Raw genomic sequence first — 18,733 nt, 5'->3', positions numbered from 1 at the left:
AACTGTAATTAAGCTGCGTGTGGGAATAGGCGTATGTCTGATTCTTGTGAGCTTTTTTTTATTCTTTACTGCCTATGTATTAGCTAAGACGTGATTCTTAAAAAAGCGCTTATTGTCCTATTCTTTATTTCTCAGGGCGTTCTTGATCCTCATGTAATAATTAATACAAAAATTAGTGTAAGTTTTATCTCATATTTAGGGAGTGCCCGCAGTATATGGGCTTGACAAAAATCATGATACAATGTTATATATAATCTATAATATTAATAATTGAAAAGGAGAAATTTTGGTATGAAGTGCGTAGAAAAGTCATTGGTTGTTATCTTGGCTTTATTATTTGTTGCTGTCTCGTTTTCAAGTCCTGTATGTGCGGAAAAGGTGCGTGTTGCTGTAAGTAAATTCACTGCAAAAGATGCTCCAGGAACTAATTATTGGAGGAAATCTGAGTTAAGTATGGGAACCGGAATGGCTGATATGCTGGAAAGTGCATTAACAGAGACCGGGCAGTTTTCCGTTATGAGCAGAATAGATGTGAAGGATATAATTAGTGAGCAGGATCTTGGGGCAAGCGGAAGAGTAAGCAAAAAAACAGGGGCAAAAATTGGAAAGATTAAAGGAGCTCAGATAATTCTTAATGGGGTAATTACAGTGTTCGAGTATTCACAGAAGGGCATGGGTGGAGGGGTGAGCTTTGGCGGATATTCAGTTGGAGCAAAAACTAAAACTGCAATAGTTGCTGGAATAATAAAGATTGTAAATGCTGAGACTTCAGAAATGCAGACACTCAGGTTCAGTGGAGAAGCAAAAAGAAGAGGGTTAAGCCTGGGAGCTGCCATACCTCTGCCTGGTGCAAAGAGTTTGGGAGTAAGTTTTGGTGGTTTTAAGAAGACTCCTATGGGAGAAGCAACGCAGAAAGCTATTGATGATATTGTGTTAAAGGTTCAGTCGCATTGTCAGAATTTGCTGGATGCTGGCACTGTGATGGTTGCTTGTCCAAAATGCGGGACTCAGGTCAAAGCAGGAATAAAATTCTGTCCGGGTTGTGGCGCATCAATTCCACAGGCTACTCTTGAAGAGTGTCCATATTGTAACGCTGAAGTATCTCCTGGCACTGTATTCTGTCCAGAATGCGGGAAGAAAATTCAGGGCGTAACATGTTCGAAATGTGGCGTATCTCTTAAGCCGGGAGCTAAGTTTTGCCCAAAATGCGGGACAAAGGTTCAATAAGTCAAGCATTAAAACTCTTGACCTCTGCAGTCTATATTAAGGGTTTTATTCGTGGATATGGCAAATTTTTTGACTGTTTTTAGGATATTACTGGTGCCTGTCTTTGCTGTTTTTCTACACAAAGGAACACCAGAAACTAGACTCATAGCTCTAGGCATATTTTTTATTGCTGGTATAACAGATGCCATAGATGGCTTAATTGCTCGCAAGAGAGATCAAGTGTCCAAATTCGGTAAACACATTGATCCAATAGCAGATAAGATACTTCTTATAACAGCTTTTATCATGCTAACGCTGGATAAGAGCATTCCTGCTTTTCTTGCAATCGTAGTCATTGCGCGTGATGTAGTTATCATATCCGGTTTTTTAATACTTTACGTTGTTTTAGGAGGTCTTGAGCCAAAGCCCTCAAAAATAAGCAAATGCACTACTTTTTTGCAAATTTTCACAATTATTTATGTCTTGTTAAATATAAGAGTTTCTTCAGTGCTTTTTGTTGATCCAATTGTATGGACAACAATGGTTTTTACAGTGATATCAGGAATTAATTATACTATACATGGAGTAAAGCTATTAAATGGAGACAGAAAAGCGTAACCCCATTGTTGCAATTTTAGGACGTCCCAATGTTGGCAAGTCAACGCTTTTTAATCGAATAATTGGACAAAGAAAAAGTATAGTAGACTCTTTTTCCGGCCTAACACGGGATAGAATCTATGGAACTGGTACATGGGGGGGTAAAAACTTTGAGGTTATAGATACTGGAGGCCTGGATTTCGAGGGATTAGATAACATATCCGCACAGGTTAGAGCACAAGTTGATATAGCTATTGTTCAGGCAGATTTTATAATTTTCATGGTTGATGCCAAGACAGGTGTTCTTCCAGTAGATAAGGAGATTATAGATAAAATTCGAAGAACAGATAAGAAATATATTGTAGTTGTTAATAAGGTAGACACTGAAGCAAAGACTAATGATATTTATGATTTCTATCAGTTTGGCACTGATGAGCTTTTGCCAATTTCAGCATCTCATGGTTTAAATATTAATACTTTATTAGATAAGGTAACAGAGGATTTTTCTGATGGGGAAAATGCATCATCATCTGATGAGATAAGAATAGCTATTGTTGGGGGCCCAAATGTTGGAAAGTCTTCTTATGTAAATGCAATACTCGGAGATAAAAGACTTATAGTAGATGAGGAGCCAGGCACAACAAGGGATGCAGTAGATAGCTTTCTAAAGTACAAAAACGCAAGTTTTGTGTTAGTTGACACAGCAGGTATTAGAGCGAGAAACAAACTAAAGACAGACGTTGAAAGATATAGTGTAATAAGAGCACAAAAAGCTATACAACTATCCGATATAGCGATCTTAATTATAGATATAACCAAAGGACCAACGCGGGAGGATAAAAAAATAGCCTCTTTTGTCTGTGAACAGGGGAAGGGCTTAATAATAGCAATTAATAAAGCAGATTTATCAAAAAAGCTGGGTATTGATAAGGGAATATGGCTCGAACAGTTTAAAGCTAACTTAAAGTTTCTTAATTTTGCATCAGTAGTTTTTATATCCGCATTGAAAAAAGAAAAGATTTTTACGGTCATGGACATGGCCCTTAATGTACATAAATATTATACAGAACGCATAAGTACTGCAGTGCTCAACAAGATGTTAGAAGATGCAAAAAAACGCAGGCCGTTCTCTTCTACATCCAGTAAGCAGTTGAAAATAAAATATATAACTCAAGTGTCAACCTGCCCGCCTACATTTGCTTTGTTTGTTAATAATAGAAATTTGATTATGGAAGACTATCTAAACTATCTAAAAAATAATCTGTATAATGATTTTGGATTTGAAGGTGTTCCAATAAGGTTCAAAATAAAGGAAACAACATGACAATTATATTAAAGATCCTGGCAATGGTGGTCGTAAGTTATCTGTTAGGGGCAATTCCAACAGGTTTTATAATTGGGAAATTAATAAAGAAGATTGATGTTAGAGAGTTTGGAAGCGGGAATATGGGAGCAGCTAATGTATTTAGAGTGCTAGGAATTATTCCCGGAATAATAACACTGATTATTGATATTGCCAAAGGCCTGATTTGCGCAAGTATAATAGCGGCATATTTTCATAGAGGTTGTTCAGATCAGTTGTATAATTTGTTTCAAATAATAGCGGGAACAAGTTCAATAATAGGCCATAACTGGACTATATTTTTGGATTTTAAAGGAGGAAAAGGAGTTGCAACAAGCGCAGGGGTATTTCTCGCTATAGCGCCGATCCCTATACTGTTATGCGTTGCAGTATGGGGGGTATGCGCTTTAATCACAAGATATGTCTCGCTCTCATCTATAATAGCTGCAATAAGCTTACCTATTTTTATAGGTGTTTTTAATTTCAGGATTGGGAATCTTGTTTTTGGAATAATTGCAGCAGTGTTTGTTGTTATAAGACACAAAACTAACATAAAGAGACTCTTAGAAGGCAGGGAAAACAGGATTGGGAAGAAAGTAAAAAACTTGCATAAAACATAGGGCTTTGTTAGTATTTAGTCTGTTATGAATAATAAAAAAATATGTGTGCTTGGAGCTGGTGGATGGGGGACAACGCTAGCTATTCATCTTTGTAGAAAGGGGTTCGAGGTTTCGCTGTGGGAGGCATTTCCTGATTATGCAGAGGTTCTCCTTAAACAGAGAAAGAATCCAAAATTCCTGCCGGGCATAGACATACCTGCTGAAATTTATATAACATCCAAAATAGATGAAGCCATATCAGATGTCTCTTTAGTAGTTTATGCTGTGCCTTCTCATGTGATGAGAGAGGTTGCAAAAAGTTCTCATGTTCCTGAAGGAGTTGTAAAACTGAGTGTCGCAAAAGGCATTGAGAATAAAACGTTAAAAAGGATGTCAGCGATAATCGCAGAAGAGACAACTAATACCAATATTGTTGTTCTCTCAGGTCCGTCTCATGCAGAGGAAGTGGCAAGGAAAATTCCTACTACAGTTGTGGTTTCCGGAAAAGATATGGATGTTGCAAAACATGTTCAAACAATTTTTATGTCTCGCGATTTTAGAGTATATACAAATTCTGATGTAATTGGTGTTGAATTAGGTGGTGCGCTAAAAAACATAATAGCTATAGCTGCCGGAATTTCTGATGGACTTGGTTTTGGAGATAACACAAAGTCTGCCTTGCTTACCAGAGGATTGGCAGAGATCAGGAGGCTTGGTGTGAAAATGGGAGCAAACCCCCACACTTTTTCTGGTTTAAGTGGTATAGGTGATTTAATTACAACCTGCACAAGTAAACACAGCAGAAACAGGTTTGTTGGGGAGCAGATTGCAAAGGGAAGGACACTTAGTCAAATCCTTGATTCAATGTCAATGGTCTCAGAAGGGGTAAAAACAACTCAGTCAGCATACTTTCTTTCAAAAAAGCATAGTGTAGGTATGCCAATAACAACTGAAATTTACGAAGTACTTTTTAATAATAAAGATCCGCGAAAAGCAGTTATGGATTTAATGACAAGAGATGCAAAATCAGAAATAGAATAAGAAATATGGAAATTAATATACCTGATAAAATCTTTTTCTCAATAGGCGAGGTAAGCAGACTCACGAAAGTGGAGCCATATGTGCTGCGTGACTGGGAAGGAGAATTTAAGCAGTTAAAACCTCAAAAGGACGGCGATGGTAAAAGGAATTATACTAAAAAAGATATAGAGCTTATACTGCAAATAAAAAAACTTCTGTGGGAAGATTTATATACAAGAGATGGCGCAAAGAAACAACTTGAAGCGCCAAAGGACGGCTTAAAGAGACCGCCTGACCATGAACTAATCAATATAATAAAAGATGTTAAGAAAGAGCTTACTGATATACGGGCTATTTTGAATAGATAATTCACTCGGGGCGTGGCGCAGCTTGGTAGCGCGCTTGAATGGGGTTCAAGAGGTCGCTGGTTCGAATCCAGTCGCCCCGACCAAATTAACAGGAATAAAAGATGTTCAGCTATATTCTTCGTAAGGTTTTTGGCACAAAGAATGACCGTGAGCTCAAAAGGCTGTGGAAGTATGTAAGCGCTATAAACCAGTTCTGGGAGGAATATCAAAACCTTTCTGATTCCGAGCTGCGTGCTAAAACTGATGAGTTCAGAAGCCGCCTGGAAAAAGGTGAAACTGAGGACGAGATTCTTCATGAAGCATTTGCTGTAGTCAAAGAGGCTGCAAAACGCGGATTTTCCAACCCGGAGATTGCAGAGAAACTTTTTGGAGACCCAAACCAGCGAAGGTTTGGACCGCACTTTGATGTACAGCTTATAGGAGGGGTAGTGCTTCATGATGGAAAGATTGTGGAGATGTCAACAGGAGAAGGGAAAACACTTGTTGCAACACTGTCTGCATATCTCAATGCGCTTTCCGGTAAGGGAGTCCATATAGTAACGGTGAATGACTTTCTGGCAAAAAGAGACGCAGCTTGGATGGGAGAGGTATATAAATTTCTGGGATTGTCTGTAGGTTTCATTCAGCACGATATGAATCCTCAGGAAAGGCAAATTGCCTATGGAGCAGATATTACTTATGGAACAAATAATGAATTCGGATTTGATTATTTAAGAGATAATATGGTTGTAAGAAAAGAGGATAAAGCGCAAAGAGGACTTAATTATGCTGTTGTTGATGAAGTAGACAGCATTTTAATAGATGAGGCTCGAACCCCATTAATTATCTCCGGACCAGCTGAGGAATCTACGGATAAATACTATAAACTGGAACAAATTTTCCTCCGGCTTAAAGAAGGAATACGCAATGAGGAAACCAAGCAGGAAACAGGAGACTATGTAAAGGATGAAAAAGCCCATACTACATATCTTACTGAAGAAGGGGAAATGAAAGTAGCCAAACTACTGGGTTTAGAAGACCTTCACACTCTTGAGACCATGGAATATAAACATCATGCCGAACAAATGCTTAAAGCGCATTGCAATTTCCAGCGGGATAAGGACTATATGGTGAAAGATGGTCAGGTGATTATTGTAGATGAGTTCACTGGCAGAATTATGCCCGGAAGGCGTTATTCGGACGGCTTGCATCAGGCGCTTGAGGCAAAAGAGAGAGTGAAGATAGAACAGGAAAGCCAAACACTTGCAACAGTAACATTCCAAAATTATTTCAGAATGTATAAGAAGCTGGCTGGAATGACTGGGACAGCAGAGACTGAAGCCGTGGAATTCCACAAGATATATAATTTAGAGGTAGTTGTAATACCCCCAAACAAAGTCCTTAAGAGAACTAATTATCCGGATGTGATTTATAAAACAGAGAAGGAAAAATTCAAGGCTATAATACAGGAGATTAAAGAGCTTTATAAGCTTGGAAGACCTGTGCTTGTAGGTACAATATCTATAGAAAAGTCAGAAGTTTTAGATCAGATGCTTAAGAAAGAAAGGATTCCTCATGAGGTTTTAAATGCCAAATACCATGAAAAAGAAGCAAAGATAATAGAGAAAGCAGGTCAGGCGAAAGCTGTAACTATAGCAACAAACATGGCTGGCAGGGGCACAGATATTGTTTTGGGAGAAGGCGTAGCAGAACGAGGAGGGCTGCATATATTAGGCACAGAACGTCATGAATCAAGACGTATAGACAATCAGCTTCGCGGACGGGCAGGCAGACAGGGAGATCCGGGTTCTTCAAGGTTTTACCTGTCTTTTGATGACGACCTTATGCGAATTTTTGGTTCTGACAGAATTAAGGGACTTATGGAAAGAATGGGTATGCCTGACGGGCAGCCGATAGAACATAGAATGGTAACAAAAGCAATAGAAAATGCTCAAAAGAGAGTTGAAGGCCGCAATTTTGATATACGTAAAGACCTGCTCAAGTATGACGATGTAATGAATAAACAAAGAGAGGTAATTTACCAGCAAAGAGATATGGTGCTGGAAGGTAAAAAGTTGGAAGATTATGTATCTGATATGATAAATGAAATTGTAGAGAAAAGACTTTCTATTTATACCCCGAAAAATATTCATCCTGAAGAATGGGATTTAGACGGGCTTTCAGCTTGGCTTAGACAGAGTACAGGCGTCTCTTTTAATAGGAATGAAGTAGATCCTGCTAAGATAGAATATCAGGATCTGAAGAACTCCTTGGTTAGCAGGATTAAGGCGGCTTATAAAGCTAAGAGGAGTGCAATTATACTCCAGGCTGAGCAGGCAATAATGCTGCATGTAATAGATGCAAAGTGGAAAGATCTCCTCTATGCTATGGACACGCTTAGAGAAGGTATAGGTTATCAGGCTTACGGACAGAAGGATCCGCTTGTAGAATATAAGAGGGAAGGATTTAATATGTTCTATGAGATGATTGAGAGCATAGAAGAGGAAATCATTGAGTATTTTTTAAAGGTTCAGGTTGGAGATGAGGCAATTCATATGAGGGAAGTCTTTGATGCTTCGTCTCAACATCTTAGTCACGAACAGGCAAAGGATATGAGACATCTCAGCCAGAGGCAAATGCCTCAGCAGCAGGAGATGTCTACAAATCAACCTGAGGGAGAAGCTCCAAGGGAGCCATACAAGAGAGAAGAGAAAAAGATAGGGCGTAATGAGTCCTGTCCATGTGGAAGCGGAAAGAAATACAAGAAATGCTGTGGGGCAAATGTGTAAGAAAGAACTGTTGGATGTCGTGAGGCTCACGAAACAGTATCTATGCGAACAGGGCATGGAAGTTGAGAATCCTGTACAGGAGGAGTGCGCAGGAGGACTCTTAGACTTGAAGGAGAGAATAAAGGACTGTCAAAAGTGTCCACTTGCAAAAACAAGAACTCATCTGGTTTTTGGCGCTGGAGGTGAGCATGCAAAGCTTATGTTTGTTGGTGAAGCACCTGGAAGAGATGAGGATTTACAAGGTGAGCCATTTGTGGGTAAAGCAGGACAACTTTTAACAAAAATAATAAATTCAATAGGGCTTAAAAGAACGGATGTTTATATAGCTAATATTCTTAAGTGCAGGCCTCCGGGGAATAGGAATCCTGAGCCTTATGAAATCGCTATGTGTCAGGGATATTTATTGGAACAGATAAGCATAATAAAGCCAAAGATTATTTGTTCTTTAGGCAAGTTTGCTTCACAAACTCTTCTCAATAACCAACAGCCTATCTCTCAACTTAGAGGGAGATTCTTTGAATACAGGAATGCAAAATTAATTCCTACGTTTCATCCTGCTTACTTGTTATACAATCCAAATGAAAAAAAACTTGTCTGGCAGGATATGAAGAAGATTAAAGCAGAATATGAGAAAACGTAGCTATTTCTGATAAGTAGCTATAGGCCCTTTCCGTTCAAATCTGTTAATGTAATAGAACATGTTTATAGCCTCTTTAGCTTCTTGAGATATATTCAGGAATTTTGCTCCTATATCATATACACCACTGCTGATTTTTTTGGAGTGAGTTACTTCCGCATTAACTATAAAGAATTTTCCCAATTTCGGCATTTTTATTCTAAGTGAAAGTTTCATGCCTTTTGAAATATCTTCGTCTGTTTCGAATTGGATGCCTCCTCCACTAAGATCTCGTGCAGTTGTTTTTTTAACTATTTTTTCTTTTGCAAGAGTGTAGACTTTCTCATATTCTATAGGAATGGATATAGAGAATCTGACATCATGCCGCGATCTTTCAACTGGTGTTTTTGGGTTAGGCATAGTAAGATAGCTCCTCTCTTATCTGGTTTGATTATACAAGACTTTGGACGTTTGTCAAATTCTCTAACAGATCATCTATATTCACCAGTTTATTTTCACCTGTGTCTCTTTTATGGATTTCCACAATATTGTCTTTTGCTTTTTGGGGACTAATTGTAATTCTGATTGGTATTCCAATTAAATCTGCATCTTTAAATTTTATTCCTGGCCGTTCATCCCTATCATCAATAATAACCTCTATTTTTTCTGATAGAAATTTTTTATATAGATTTTTTGCTATCTGCATTGTCTCGTTATCATTAACATTTAAAGGCAAAACTTCTACTTGATATGGAGCTATTGATTTTGGCCATATTATTCCATTTTCGTCATTATTTTGTTCTATAACTGCTGCAATAATTCTGGATATTCCAATTCCATAACAACCCATTATGATTGTCTTTTCCTTGCCGTGTTTATCGAGAAATTTTGCTTCCATAGACTTGCTGTATTTAGTGCCAAGTTTAAATATGTGTCCGAGTTCTATACCTCTCTTAGTTTCCATCTGCTTGGCACATTTGGGACATTTGTCTCCTGCGGCTTTTTCCATACTTGCGCTATATCCACAGGATTGACATATAACGATTACATCTTCTCCTGAATCAGCTAAAGCCATGAATTCATGGGATACATCTCCTCCCATAATGCCAGATTCTGCTTCAACAATCTGATATTTCAATGCACATCTGTCAAAAATTTTGCAATAAGTATCGTACATTTTCTTATAGTTTTCATTTAATCCATCAATATCCTTATCAAAGCTGTATGCATCTTTCATGATAAATTCTCTGGCTCTGATAACTCCAAATCGCGGTCTTATTTCATCTCTGAACTTTGTTTGAATCTGATAGAGTGTGACAGGCAACTGCTTATATGATTTTACCTCTTTGCGAATGATATCTGTTACAATCTCTTCATGTGTTGGGCCAAGGCCAAATTGTCTCTTGTGCCGGTCTTGAATCTTTATCATTTCCTTACCCATCTTATCCCATCTTCCACTTTCCTGCCATAGCTCTTCAGGCTGAAGAGTTGGCATCAGAAGTTCTAAAGCTCCAGAGGCATCCATTTCTTCTCGAACGATATTTTCTATTTTGCGTAATACTTTAAGTCCTAGAGGCATAAAAATGTATATGCCTGCAGCGAGCTTTTTGATAAGCCCGGCGCGAAGCATTAGTTTATGAGAGGAAATTTCTGCCTCAGATGGTGCCTGCCACAGAGTATTTATAAGAGATTCGGTCCAACGCATAATATTTTATACTTTTTTTATTTATACCTTCTTATTGCTATGAATTATAATTTATCTATGCTGGGTTGTAAAGCAGAATGAATTTTCGCAAATCTTGAAGTATTTATGGTATAATAAAGAGCTAAAAGAGGTTATCAAGATGCAGGAAAAATACTTTAATAAACTATCAGTGCTTCAGATTTTACAGAAGGCTAATGATCTGTATTCAGACAAAGTTGCTCTGGAGATTTTCGAAAAAGATGGCAGAATGAGAATGGTAACCTACTGTGAACTTACTGATAGAACCCGAGATATTTCAGCAACACTGATAAAGAATGGCATAGAAAAAGGAGATAGAGTCTGTATCTTCTCTGAAAGCAGACCTGAATGGGGAATTGCATTTTTCGGGATAGTGACTGCAGGAGCTGTTGTTGTTCCTCTGGATATAAAGTTAGAAGAAAAAGAAATAAGTTTTATACTTACTCATTCGGAAGCCAGAGCTATTATAGTCTCAGGCAAGTATATAGAAAAAACAAAAAGCATAATATCAGGTTTTGGCAAGGACATTTTTCTTATATCGCTTGAATATGAAAAGACAGATGAAAACCTTCTGTCTTTTGGAGAGCTCAGGTGGAGAAAAAATGAACCATACCATAGGGACATTGATAATGAGGATTTAATCTCAATTGTCTATACTTCGGGCACAACAGGCGATCCAAAAGGTGTTAAGCTGACATACAATAACATTCTTCATCAGATAGAGGCGATTAGTAAGATAATCAGTTTCTCAGAAAAGGATAGATTCTTATCAATACTTCCTCTTAATCATATGTTTGAAATAACAGGGGGATTTATTATTCCTCTTTCAAAAGGTGCAAGGATTACATATATGTCAAAAGGGATAAAACTTTCTTCTATTTCCGCCGTAATGCGAAAAACACAACCGACAATAATACTTGCAGTCCCAAAGTTTATCAAATTTTTATATCATTCAATATTATCTAGGTTAAGCTCAAGCTCCCGTTATACAAGGAAGCTATTTAATATGAGTCTCGATATTTCTTCTAAGTTCGGTAAGCTTGGTATTAATCCGGGCAAAATGCTTTTTAAAAAAATTCATAAGGAGTTTGGATGGGAGTTAAGGTGTTTTATATCAGGGGGCGCACCACTCGATGCTGAAATTACCCGTAATTTGAATTTAATGGGTATTACAGTGCTGGAAGGTTATGGACTTACAGAGACCTCTCCTGTTGTAACAGTAAATACATTCAGGCATAATCGGATAGGTTCTGTAGGAAAGCCTTTGCCCGGTACAGAGATAAAGATTGCTTCTCAGAATCCTGAAGACAAAATAGGCGAAATTTTAATAAGAGGTCCACAGGTTATGAATGGATATTATAAAAATCCGCGGGCAACAGAGAAGGCTTTCTCTAATGGCTGGTTCCATACAGGAGATATAGGACACACTGATGAAGATGGCTATCTTTATATAACTGGTCGGCTTAAGAATATAATTATTACTGATGGAGGGAAGAAAATCCACCCTGAAGAAGTTGAGGAAGTCCTCTCAAAGAGTCCTTATATACAGGAAATATGTGTATTAGGGAAGAAAGTTGCCAGTGGTATAAAGGCAGGGACTGAAGAGGTATTTGCAATTGTAGTTCCAAATCTGGAAAAGATTAAGAAGGATGGGTTAGCATTAAAGGAAGATATTCGGTCTTTTATTAGAGAAGAGATACACAAACATTGCAAACTCCTTGCTCCATACAAGAAAATCACAAATTTCCTGATCTCAGAAAAAGAACTCCCCAAAACGTCAACACAGAAGATAAAACGAAAAGAAGTAGAAAAAATAGTATCGGGAAACGATAAAACTTAAGTCTTTTCATCAAAATGAGACTTTCTGTAATCATGAATAACAACCTGAAAAGCAGAGGATTTAAGGCTCTTCTTGCAACACAATTTCTGGGTGCATTTAATGATAATGCATTTAAGCTGATAATATCCTTTATTGCAGTAGAGCATATGATAAAGAGCGCTGCAGGAGCTCAATATCTGAGCGCAGCAAGTGCATTTTTCATCCTGCCGTTTCTGCTTTTCTCTTCCTATGCCGGCTTTTTTGCTGACCGGGTTAGTAAACGGACCATTATGATTTATGCCAAATTTGCAGAGCTTGCCATTATGACTCTGGGCATGATTGCGTTGTTCTCAGGAAATTTTGCTTTTATTTATGCAGTGCTTTTCTTGATGGGAACACAGAGTGCTTTCTTCGGCCCTGCAAAATATGGAATTCTTCCGGAAGTTCTTACTGAGGAGGAAATCTCCGAAGGTAATGGGCTTATGCAGATGTGGACATTTCTGGCAATAATTCTCGGCATGGCATTCGGAGGATTTCTGATGACAGCAGTTAAAGGAAAAGCATATCTTGGGTCAATTGCATTCATTATAATCTCATTACTGGGAATAATAACAAGTTTTTACATTCATAAGGTTCTTCCATCCGGGTCAAAACGCAAATTCCAAATAAATTTTCTTAGCGATATCTGGTCCACAATAAAGATTGTAAAGGAAAAACGCCCGATGTATCTTTCTATGACAGGCATAGTCTATTTCTGGTTTCTAGGAGCTTTATTTCAATTAAATATCCTCTTATATACCAGTAAGATGATGCATGTTTCACAGCTTGCAACAGGATTATTGCTCACTGTAGTTGCTCTTGGCGTGGGTACAGGCAGTTTTCTTGCTGGAAAGCTCTCAAGAGGAAAGATTGAGTTTGGATTTGTACCATTGGGTTCAGTTGGATTAAGCATTTTCTCAATACTTCTTGCATTTTCATATGCATCTATTCCATTCACAGTTATTTGCCTTGTTTTTCTTGGTATCTCCAGCGGGTTTTTTGTTATTCCGCTCAATGCGTATATTCAGGAAAACAGCCCGAAAGATTCAAGAGGTAAGTTTCTGGCTACAACTAATTTCCTGTCCTTCACTGGTATTTTGGCAGCTTCAGGAATGTTGTGGTTAATTCTTGAAGTGATTGGATTATCTCCTGCCGGAGCGTTTGGTTTTCTTGGCGGATTAACTATTATATCTACAATTTATATAGTTCTGCTTTTACCCGATTCTTTTTCGCGATTTTTAGCCCTTATATCAGTTTTGTGTCCCCTCCGTCGCAACCGCCTGCTTTAGCTGGCGGTTATTGTAGATTTGGTGAGAGCAAGAATTTTGTCAACGATATCAACAAATGTTGTTGAGGTATTTGGAGAAAGGGCGATGTGTCGTTTTTTTATATAACAGCTATATCTTACTTATTCCCCTTCTCAGCAGAGTACTTCTCAAGTCTTTTAAACAGAAAAAGAGCAGATTCAACTGCAGTGTTTATCCCAAGTCGAGCATATTCTTTGTCTGATGTTAACTTATGGGTTCCTGAATCAGATAGAAATGCATAAATGCCCTCCAATAATTTGTCTTGCTTCACACTGTAAAATCCAACACTCTTGTTTTTTAGGTAATTTCTGGCTGCAACAAATTTATCCAAAGGCTCTGTTATTGGTATTTCGCAAATTAATCGAACATTTTTCGCAATTGTTATTAGTAGTGATTCTATAAAACTTCGTATATGGTCAATACAACTTTTATAGTCAAACTTGGTTTTAGATTCTCGCAATTTTTTTTCAATGTTGTCTAAACTTTCCCCAAGCGCGTTTGGCAAATTATACTTTTTTATTTGTTTTTTGAGGTCTTTTTTGTCCTGATTGATTTCTAAATTAATCGGGCTAAGTTCCTCTTCTACCCTCTCAAAGCGTATTGTGCGTATTTCACTGTTTATTGAAGAGACTAAATTCATTAAATTCTCCAATTTATTCATATGAGATATATCTTCGAAAGGAGTCTCATTTTTGCGAATTTCAACGATAAGTGAATGCATTCTATAAGCTATGTTTTCTGTGCAATTTAAAAGAGAATCACTTTGTAATAACATATCTTCATTTCGAAGAATGGAATATATACAGGATAAAAGTTTCACATAACTCTCTGGAATTTGTTTAGCTTGAATAATCTCCTTAAATTTATTTTCGTTTTTTAACCGTTCATAAAAACCATCCACAGCCTCTTTTTGCTTTTTTGATTTTATGTAAAGAAAAAATCCGTAATCACAATTCTTATAAATAGCCATTCTAGTCCTCATATAATATCTTCTTGCAGAGGAAGGTTCCCCAATCATTGGGCTTTTGAGAGGAGGGCTCAGAAAGGGAAAACCCATTAAAGACCAAAATTTTCTCTTTACCTCAGGATTATCTATACGTTCTACAAGTTGTAGCAATAATTCAACTTTTTTATTGCGAAATTTTCCATCAGAGTCATAGAACTTAGCACTGTTTTTATTAGGCTCAGGCCCTTCTAAAATAGCTTTAATTCTTATCATTGTATATTCAAGGTCTATTATTGACATCATTATTTCGTTATACAATCCCCTCTTATTCTCTCGCTCCTTTTTCATATACCCCTAATTATACCCCACCATCCCAAAATCATAAAAAAAAGGGCGGGGGCTGAATCCCCCTTCAACGGGGGATTTTTATTCCGCTTATCAGTTCCTGAACAAGTTTTTCTTTTTTGACTCTTTTGACGATTTTTCCCTTGCAGAACAGAATCCCTGAGATTTTTCCTCCTGCAATTCCAATATCAGCTTCTTTGGCTTCCCCTGGTCCGTTTACTTCGCAACCCATAACAGCAATCTTTATAGATGGCAATTGTAAGGCAATGGGTTCAAGCTGTTTTTTTAATTTAGTTACAATTTTTATAACATCAATTTTGCATCTGCCACAAGTAGGACAGGAGATGATCTCCGGACCATATTCTCTGAGTTTTAGTGATTGTAATATCTGGAAGCCTGCTTTTACTTCTTCTTCAGGAGGCGCAGTCAATGAAACCCTGAGAGTATCTCCAATGCCTTCTGAGAGGAGTATGCCCAGGCCAACAGAGGATTTAATAAGTCCTTCAGGCAATGGACCTGCCTCTGTAATACCAAGGTGAAACGGATAATCGCATTTACTTGCCATTTGCCTGTAAGCTTCCACTGTAGAGAGTACGTCTGAAGATTTAAGGGATATGATAATGTTGTAAAATTTACGCTTTTCAAAAATCTTTAGATACTTAAGACACTCTCCTACCATTAATTTCGGATTTCGGATTTCGGATTTCGGATTTTTTTTTATTGAGCCCGCATTTACACCTATTCTGATTGCTATGTCTTTCTCTGCGGCTGCGGAGATGATCATACTAAGATGCTTTTGACTGGAAATATTTCCCGGGTTAAGTCTTAATTTATCAACACCCTGTTTTATTGCTTCCAATGCAAGTTTGTAGTCAAAATGTATATCTGCAACAAGAGGGATATTAATCTGTTTTTTTATTTTTCCCAAGCATTTTGCTGCTTTGATATCAGGAACTGCCACTCTTATAATCTCGCACCCTGTCTTCTCAAGACTACTTATCTGTCTAACTGTAGCATCAATATCTCCGGTGTCTGTTTTTGTCATGGACTGGACAGATATTGGCGCACCGCCGCCTATTATAATATTTCCGACTTTAACAGGCCTGGTGTTACGGCGTTTGAGTGGAGGAGAAGACATTTTTTATTTTATCTCCAACATTTCTCATAATATCATTAAATGTTACGTATACCATCAAAGTTACAAGAAGCGCAATGCCGAATTTTGTTGTCCATTCAAGCCATTTCTCACTGACTGGTTTGCCTTTTATGGCTTCTATTAAAAAGAAGAGTGTATGCCCGCCATCAAGCACAGGGATTGGAAGCATATTAATTACAGCAAGGTTTATGCTTATTAAAGCAAGCAGGTAAAACAGGTTCACAAGTCCTGCTTTTGCCTGTTTGTCTGCAAGCTGTGCAATCATTATGGGGCCACCAAGTGTTTTAATAGATATTTCCCTTTTTATAAGCATCCATATAGACCTATACGTGAGCCCTATTAAACTTATGGTTTGATTGCATCCTTGAACAAATGCTCCGATTGGACCATATTTACGTGTTATTGTCTTAAATTCAGGAATTATTCCTATGAGACCAATGTTTAGTGTTTTATTAAGTTTAGGCACAACACTTATTTCCAATTGCTTCCTTTCACGCATTATTATAAGTGAGATTTTCTCTCCTGCACTGTTATGAATACTCCTTGCCATATCATTCCACGAGGACATTTGTTTGCCACTAATAAATAGAACAACATCTCCTTTTCTAATACCTGCTTTGTATGCAGGGCTTTCAGGCTCAACAATTCCTATTACAGGCGGAATAAATGGAGAAACTCCCAAGTACCCGCCTCCTTTTTCTTTGTTGAACTCTGTTTTGACCTGAATGCTTTTTCTTTCTCCGTTTCTATCAATAAGTATAGACAGTGCATGATTTGGATGAGTCAGGATAATGCGTTGGAACTTGCTCCAATCTTTGATTTGTTTGCCATTGGCTTTCAATATTGTATCTCCCACTTTCAGGTCAGCTTTGGAACCAGGCGAATCTTCGGTTATTTCTCCGATTTTAGCCTCAAAATAGGGTAGTTCTATTCCTGTAAAGAAGATACAAGAGAAGACAAAAATTGCCAGCAGTATATTCATAAAAGGGCCTGCAAGTATTACAAGGATTCTCTGAAAAGGCCCCTTAGAATAGAACTCCCATACAGCACCTGTTTTTTCTTCAGTAGATTCTCCTGCAAGTTTTACATATCCTCCTAAAGGTACGGCAGAAACTAGGTATTCTGTATCCCCTTTCTGAAAGCCAATAAGCTTAGGGCCAAATCCCAGAGAGAATTTTTCTACTTTAATGCCAAACCTTTTAGCTACAAGAAAATGTCCTAGTTCATGTACAAAAACCAGAACACTTATTACAACAATAAATGGGAGTATATGAATCAGCCAATTTAGAGCAAACATGTTTCCCTCGCCCAAGCATCAGATTCAAGGATATCATCAAGGCATGGATTTTGAATAACATTATGTTTATTCATAACCTTTTCTATTAGTTGAGGAATATACGAAAATTTTATTTTTTTCTTAAGAAACAGATTAACAGCAACATCGTTTGCACTATTAAGAACAGCAGGCATAGTTCCGCCAATTGTGCCTGCTTCATAAGCAAGTTTCAGGCATGGGAATTTATCAAAGTTCGGAACTGAAAAATGGAACAGGGATATTTTTGTTAAGTCTAAAGGCTCTAGTTGTGTAGGCATTCGCTCCGGATACGTTAATGCGTACTGAATAGGCATTTTCATATCAGGAATTCCAAGCAAGGCAAATACTGACCCATCAATAAATTCTACCATGGAATGGATAATGCATTCAGGATGTATGATGATCTCAATTTTTGAGATATCTATTCCAAACAACCAGTGCGCTTCTATGACTTCCAAGCCCTTATTCATAAGCGTTGCAGAATCTATGCTGATTTTTCTCCCCATTTCCCATACGGGGTGAGCTAATGCCTGCTCAGGACTAATATTATGCAAGTTTTTTTCTTTGTAAAATGGACCTCCTGAAGCTGTAAGGATAATTCTCTTTATATCCTTCTTTGATTTTCCCTCAACGCACTGAAAAATGGCATTATGTTCACTATCCACAGGAAGGAGTTTTACTCTATTTTTCCTAACCTCTTTCAGCATAATTTCTCCTGCAGCAACCAACAGTTCCTTAGCTGCAATTGCAATATGCTTGCCTTTTTTTATTGCTTCTAAGGTTGGGATTAGTCCGGTTATACCCGTGATTGCTGATACTACAATATCAACTTCATCAAGTGTCGATATTTTGACGAGACTTTCATCTCCGTATTCTATTTTTATCTTTTTATCTTTGATGCGGCCGCAAAGTTGATTTTGCGTATTCTCGTCCATTACTACAACAAATTTGGGATGAAACTGATTTATCTGCTTTTCTAAAAGGTTGACATTAGCTTTGCCTGATATGGCTGTAACTTTGAATTTGTCAGGAAAGGATTCTACAATCTCAAGAGTATTTCTGCCAATTGAACCTGTTGCTCCAAGAACAGCAATGTTTTTCATTTTGCATTTGGCTCATAGACACTTACGCATTTTCTGGAGCTGATATTTTCAAAACAGACCACACCGCTTATTTTAGAAAATAATGTCCAATCTCTTCCACAACCAACGTTTTTTCCTGGAGAGAATTTTGTTCCACGCTGACGAACAATAATACTACCAGCTTTTACAGTCTGTCCACCAGAACACTTTATGCCAAGTCTCTTACCTGCGCTATCTCTCCCATTCCTCGAACTTCCCAGTCCCTTTTTATGTGCCATACTATATCTCCTGACTTTTTAATGTATTGGGGAGTATATTGATTTTCTGATCTATTGTCAAGTAAGTGTGTCAACCACATTTAGAAATGTCCGCTTTTAAAACATTTAGAAATGTCCTATTTTGTTAAGATTAGTAGTAGTAAATTTTTCTTTTTGATCAAACTTTTTCTTTTTGTTAATTATGTGCATATTGTGGATAACTCCTTG

The 18,733-nt window shown here is 37.6% G+C and carries 17 protein-coding genes and 1 tRNA gene; 11 read left to right on the top strand and 7 right to left on the bottom strand.

The annotated features are described in order from the left end of the window. Nucleotides 1–291 precede the first annotated feature (291 nt). From Q7J67_04785 to Q7J67_04745, 9 genes are all read left to right on the top strand, one after another. Nucleotides 292–1,227 (top strand): CsgG/HfaB family protein, encoded by a 936-nt coding sequence (locus Q7J67_04785; protein ID MDO9464595.1) that lies wholly within the window; start codon nt 292–294, stop codon nt 1,225–1,227. Nucleotides 1,228–1,284: 57 nt separating this feature from the next. Beyond that, complete coding sequence (pgsA, locus tag Q7J67_04780; GenBank protein ID MDO9464594.1) at nt 1,285–1,824, top strand: CDP-diacylglycerol--glycerol-3-phosphate 3-phosphatidyltransferase; 540 nt, start codon at nt 1,285–1,287, stop codon at nt 1,822–1,824. After that, the gene (der, locus tag Q7J67_04775; protein ID MDO9464593.1) at nt 1,805–3,127 is read left to right on the top strand and encodes a ribosome biogenesis GTPase Der; all 1,323 of its coding nucleotides are present in this window, start codon (nt 1,805–1,807) and stop codon (nt 3,125–3,127) included. The genes pgsA and der overlap by 20 nt, the downstream gene beginning before the upstream one ends. Then, nucleotides 3,124–3,765: a glycerol-3-phosphate 1-O-acyltransferase PlsY gene (gene plsY / locus Q7J67_04770; protein ID MDO9464592.1), complete on the top strand. Its 642-nt coding sequence runs from the start codon at nt 3,124–3,126 to the stop codon at nt 3,763–3,765. The genes der and plsY overlap by 4 nt, the downstream gene beginning before the upstream one ends. A 24-nt stretch (nt 3,766–3,789) precedes the next feature. After that, complete coding sequence (locus Q7J67_04765) at nt 3,790–4,785, top strand: NAD(P)H-dependent glycerol-3-phosphate dehydrogenase (protein MDO9464591.1); 996 nt, start codon at nt 3,790–3,792, stop codon at nt 4,783–4,785. A 5-nt stretch (nt 4,786–4,790) separates the two neighbouring features. Continuing rightward, entirely contained in the window at nt 4,791–5,132 is a 342-nt protein-coding gene (locus Q7J67_04760; GenBank protein ID MDO9464590.1) for a MerR family transcriptional regulator, read from the top strand. Between the two features lie 6 nt (nt 5,133–5,138). Beyond that, nucleotides 5,139–5,215: transfer RNA gene (locus Q7J67_04755), tRNA-Pro, on the top strand. Nucleotides 5,216–5,233: 18 nt separating this feature from the next. Continuing rightward, on the top strand, nt 5,234–7,900 hold the full coding sequence (gene secA / locus Q7J67_04750; protein MDO9464589.1) for a preprotein translocase subunit SecA: 2,667 nt from the start codon (nt 5,234–5,236) through the stop codon (nt 7,898–7,900). Beyond that, nucleotides 7,893–8,540 (top strand): uracil-DNA glycosylase, encoded by a 648-nt coding sequence (locus tag Q7J67_04745; GenBank protein MDO9464588.1) that lies wholly within the window; start codon nt 7,893–7,895, stop codon nt 8,538–8,540. The genes secA and Q7J67_04745 overlap by 8 nt, the downstream gene beginning before the upstream one ends. On the opposite strand, the gene Q7J67_04740 is transcribed toward Q7J67_04745, so the two are convergent. Both Q7J67_04740 and proS read right to left on the bottom strand, forming a co-directional pair. Further along, nucleotides 8,541–8,936, bottom strand: coding sequence for a PilZ domain-containing protein (locus tag Q7J67_04740; GenBank protein MDO9464587.1), 396 nt, complete (start codon nt 8,934–8,936; stop codon nt 8,541–8,543). A 31-nt stretch (nt 8,937–8,967) separates the two neighbouring features. Continuing rightward, on the bottom strand, nt 8,968–10,221 hold the full coding sequence (proS, locus tag Q7J67_04735; protein ID MDO9464586.1) for a proline--tRNA ligase: 1,254 nt from the start codon (nt 10,219–10,221) through the stop codon (nt 8,968–8,970). 94 nt (nt 10,222–10,315) lie between these two features. On the opposite strand from proS, the gene Q7J67_04730 reads away from it, so the two are divergent. Together Q7J67_04730 and Q7J67_04725 are read left to right on the top strand one after the other, a co-directional pair. Beyond that, a complete protein-coding gene (locus Q7J67_04730) occupies nt 10,316–12,079 on the top strand; it encodes an AMP-binding protein (GenBank protein MDO9464585.1) in 1,764 nt (587 codons plus the stop codon). 32 nt (nt 12,080–12,111) lie between these two features. Then, nucleotides 12,112–13,386: an MFS transporter gene (locus Q7J67_04725; protein MDO9464584.1), complete on the top strand. Its 1,275-nt coding sequence runs from the start codon at nt 12,112–12,114 to the stop codon at nt 13,384–13,386. A 115-nt stretch (nt 13,387–13,501) separates the two neighbouring features. Here Q7J67_04725 and Q7J67_04720 read toward each other — a convergent pair whose 3' ends face one another. The 5 genes from Q7J67_04720 to rpmA all read right to left on the bottom strand — a co-directional run bounded on the left by Q7J67_04720 (nt 13,502) and on the right by rpmA (nt 18,526). Further along, a complete protein-coding gene (locus Q7J67_04720) occupies nt 13,502–14,698 on the bottom strand; it encodes a hypothetical protein (GenBank protein ID MDO9464583.1) in 1,197 nt (398 codons plus the stop codon). A gap of 64 nt (nt 14,699–14,762) precedes the next feature. Next, nucleotides 14,763–15,833 carry a flavodoxin-dependent (E)-4-hydroxy-3-methylbut-2-enyl-diphosphate synthase gene (gene ispG, locus Q7J67_04715; protein ID MDO9464582.1) on the bottom strand — a complete coding sequence of 357 codons (1,071 nt, stop codon included), beginning with the start codon at nt 15,831–15,833 and terminating at the stop codon, nt 14,763–14,765. After that, nucleotides 15,805–17,148, bottom strand: a complete 1,344-nt coding sequence (gene rseP, locus Q7J67_04710; GenBank protein MDO9464581.1) for an RIP metalloprotease RseP — start codon at nt 17,146–17,148, stop codon at nt 15,805–15,807. The genes ispG and rseP overlap by 29 nt, the downstream gene beginning before the upstream one ends. After that, nucleotides 17,136–18,269, bottom strand: a complete 1,134-nt coding sequence (locus Q7J67_04705) for a 1-deoxy-D-xylulose-5-phosphate reductoisomerase (protein MDO9464580.1) — start codon at nt 18,267–18,269, stop codon at nt 17,136–17,138. Before Q7J67_04705 ends, rseP begins: the two co-directional genes overlap by 13 nt. Continuing rightward, nucleotides 18,266–18,526, bottom strand: a complete 261-nt coding sequence (gene rpmA, locus Q7J67_04700) for a 50S ribosomal protein L27 (GenBank protein MDO9464579.1) — start codon at nt 18,524–18,526, stop codon at nt 18,266–18,268. Before rpmA ends, Q7J67_04705 begins: the two co-directional genes overlap by 4 nt. Between the last annotated feature and the right edge of the window lie 207 nt (nt 18,527–18,733).

It is taken from the genome of bacterium, from assembly GCA_030652805.1.
Lineage (GTDB): Bacteria > JAHJDO01 > JAHJDO01 > JAHJDO01 > JAHJDO01 > JAHJDO01.
The sequence above is the reverse complement of the archived record's forward strand: the minus strand, read 5'-3'. Positions and strand labels throughout refer to the sequence as shown.